The sequence below is a fragment of the Holdemania filiformis DSM 12042 genome (assembly GCF_000157995.1).
In the GTDB taxonomy this organism is placed as follows: Bacteria; Bacillota_I; Bacilli_A; order Erysipelotrichales; family Erysipelotrichaceae; genus Holdemania; species Holdemania filiformis.
In genome coordinates this window covers 72,348-75,180 of sequence record NZ_GG657552.1, presented here as the reverse complement: position 1 = coordinate 75,180, position 2,833 = coordinate 72,348, and the positions used below count along the sequence as shown (strand labels likewise).

Sequence of the window (2,833 nt, the reverse complement as noted above, 5' to 3'; positions counted from 1 at the left end):
CCATGCAAGCATGACTAATAACGCACTTTGAATCATCCTTTTTTCCTCCTCTTATTTAAACAGGTTGGTAATATCCTCGGCCGGCTCCTCCGGAGTCGTCTGATAGATACATTTCAAGCCGGTCGCGATCAGATGCTTGAAGCTCTCCACTTCCACCTCGTCGCAATAGATGTTGTTGCCATAACGCTTGCGCGGCATGCCCGGTTTTTCCGGAGCGATCCGGCCATAGTTGCCGATGTTGATGTACGGGATGCCGCTGACAGCCGCGACAACGCGCTCGGCATCCTCGGGACTGTTGACCAGCATCAGGATTTTCATACTCTCGCAGCGCGGGTCGTTCAACAGAGCGATCGCGTCGTCCACGCCGCGGATCGCGGTTTTAATGCCGGCCGGCGCGGCCATTTTCAAGCTTTTCTGAATAATCGGACTGTTGGCGGCGGCATCGTTGCCGACGACGATGTGATCGACGCCGGTGTGCCGCGACCATTTGATCGCGATCTGGCCGTGAATCAGCCGTTCGTCGATCCGGAACATTTTGATCATGGAACTCCTCCTCTTTTCCGGGAAAGAACGGTTGGCCTGTCCCCGGACGTATGAACTGCAGAGCAGCGGATTCCAGGCGAGCCAAGCCTGACATTCCGCTGCGAAGATAAGCGCGCGTTTATCTTTACAATTGGATTATAAGCGCTTTCAGAATGAATTACCTCATGGAAAAACAGGACAAAAAAAGGGCAATGTTCATCATTTGCCCTTAGTCAGAGGTAATTTTTTGCGCCGTTTTTATTTTTTACACTTCAAACATCCCGCCGCCGGCCTGCAGACAGCGCTTCACCGCGTCGATCAACAGACTTAAATCCTGTTTTTCCAACAAAGCTTCGATGTTTTCCTGATCGACCGCCAGCTGGTGCGCGGCCTGATCGAGAAACCGTAAGCTTTGCAAACCCGCGGCGAAATCGGCGGTGATGTAAATCAGATACCGGATCTCTTTCTTTTCCCACACGCCCGGTTTGCTTAACCGATAGATCTCAAAGCTGTTGCGGCGGGTGTACTGGCGGCTTTGGACGATGATCACGGTCTGGTGCACTACGCGGAAATCGCGCACCCGCGTCAGTTCTTCCTCCATTTTCTGCACGGCGTAGTAATCGCGGCCGTTTTTGTAGCTGATCAGATGGATGAAGGCTTCCTTGCCGTCGTATTCAAATTCCGGATAAAAGCTGGCGGCATCCCAGCCGAACTGATCGAGCAGCGGCTGCAGCTGATAGCCGTCCATGATTACCGTGTTGAAAAACTGATTGAATTCGCGTGCTTCCGGAATCTGGTTGATCACCATGTAGGGAATGGTATAGCGGTAACTATAAGATGGAAAGTTCAGCAGCAGGCAGTCATATTGACTTTGATCGAGCCCGCGCACCTCATAGAATTCATAGATGTCGACCGTTTCAAACCAGCGCTTCCGGAACCGGCGCAGCAGGCGGCTGCGGATAATCTCCGAGGCCATCCGGCCGTTGCGGCTGCAGATCAGAACGCGGCGTTTCTTATACGGATAAGGCACGGTGTCGATCAGCGTGAAAAAGCGCACCGCAAGCATGTTGACCTCCATATCGGTAATCGGCACGGACAGATGGCTTTCCAGAATCTGCGCGGCGCTGACCGCCAGTGCTTCGCAAACGGGAGAGTAGCGAATGCCGTTGTTGTCGACATGCGAGCCGAGGATGGAATAGCGGAAGTTGAGCGAATCGCAGAACAACAGCGGGATCAGGCCCGGAATCATCACGCGGCCGTAATCCGGCAGCGCCGCGAGATCCACGCCCCAGCTCGTTTTCAAGCCTTGCGCGATCTTCCCCGCCAGCTCGCAGGCCAGCTGATAACAACCGGGATACCGCTGGGGCAGCTGCGGATGATCGATCGGATCGTTCCAGCAGAGCAGGATCTCCGCGATCGCCAGCACCTCCTCCTCAGGCAGCTCAAAGCCCGGGTAAACATCCTGCAGCGCGGCGACGATGTCCGCCGCGATCCGTGCCTCGCCGAAGGTGCGCACATAGGTCATTTTCGCTTCGTTCCTCGTTACGCCAAACCCGGCCTTGATGCGGTTGCGCGCCAGCACCAGATACCAGGCAATGCGGTTGGTGTAGGTGTCGCTGATCGCGATCCCGCTCTCCCGCAGCACGCGCAGGAAAATATGCCGGATCTCGTTGCGTTCCTCTTCATCCACGTCAAAATACTGCACGTATTCATCGTAATTCAAAAACGAAACCGCTTTATAATAATGGATTTCATACAGTTCAAGCATGCACAGCCGGCGCTGAAATTCCTCGCCGGTGACCTTGACGCCGTACTTCGGCCGGGACTGCAGCGCCAGCCCGAACGCTTCCAAACATTGGCGGACTTCCCGCAGCTGTGCCTGCAGCGTGCGCCGCGACAAAAAGAGCTGGTCGGAAATCGCGTCGAAGGTCAGATAGCGGGGTGCGACGATCAGCCGGCGGACAATATCGTTGGTGCGGCCGACAATTTCACTTTTGGTGTAGTTCATCGTGCTGAAACGGATCTGAAGCTGTTCGCGGACCGGATCGTACACCGCATGATCCAGAACCTGAAGCAAATAGCCCTTGCCTTTGCGGGTCAGAATTTCAACGCCGCTGGCCTGCGCCAGCTCGCGCAGCTCCGCCATATCATTTTTCACCGTGCGTTCGCTGACGCCGGCCATCGCCGCCAGCTGCCTGGCCTGCAGCGGCTGATCGCTGTTATCCAGCAGATAAAGCATTAATAACAGCCGGTTCTTCACCACCGCCATAAAATTGATTCCCCTTTCGTTTCAAAACGCGCCGCCGCTCAG

2 protein-coding genes are annotated in these 2,833 nt (G+C 55.2%); both read right to left on the bottom strand.

Features of this window, described 5'->3' with window-relative positions; genetic code table 11:
* Nucleotides 1–51: 51 nt before the first annotated feature.
* On the bottom strand, nucleotides 52–543 hold the full coding sequence (locus HOLDEFILI_RS01210; RefSeq protein ID WP_006057500.1) for a PTS sugar transporter subunit IIB: 492 nt from the start codon (nucleotides 541–543) through the stop codon (nucleotides 52–54).
* A 244-nt stretch (nucleotides 544–787) separates the two neighbouring features.
* On the bottom strand, nucleotides 788–2,791 hold the full coding sequence (locus HOLDEFILI_RS01205) for a BglG family transcription antiterminator (RefSeq protein ID WP_006057499.1): 2,004 nt from the start codon (nucleotides 2,789–2,791) through the stop codon (nucleotides 788–790).
* Nucleotides 2,792–2,833 lie beyond the last annotated feature (42 nt).

Bases quoted from the DNA above. Each gene is read 5' to 3' on its own strand.
- HOLDEFILI_RS01210 (WP_006057500.1), bottom strand. From the start codon at position 543: ATGATCAAAATGTTCCGGATCGACGAACGGCTGATTCACGGCCAGATC.
- HOLDEFILI_RS01205 (WP_006057499.1), bottom strand. From the start codon at position 2,791: ATGGCGGTGGTGAAGAACCGGCTGTTATTAATGCTTTATCTGCTGGAT.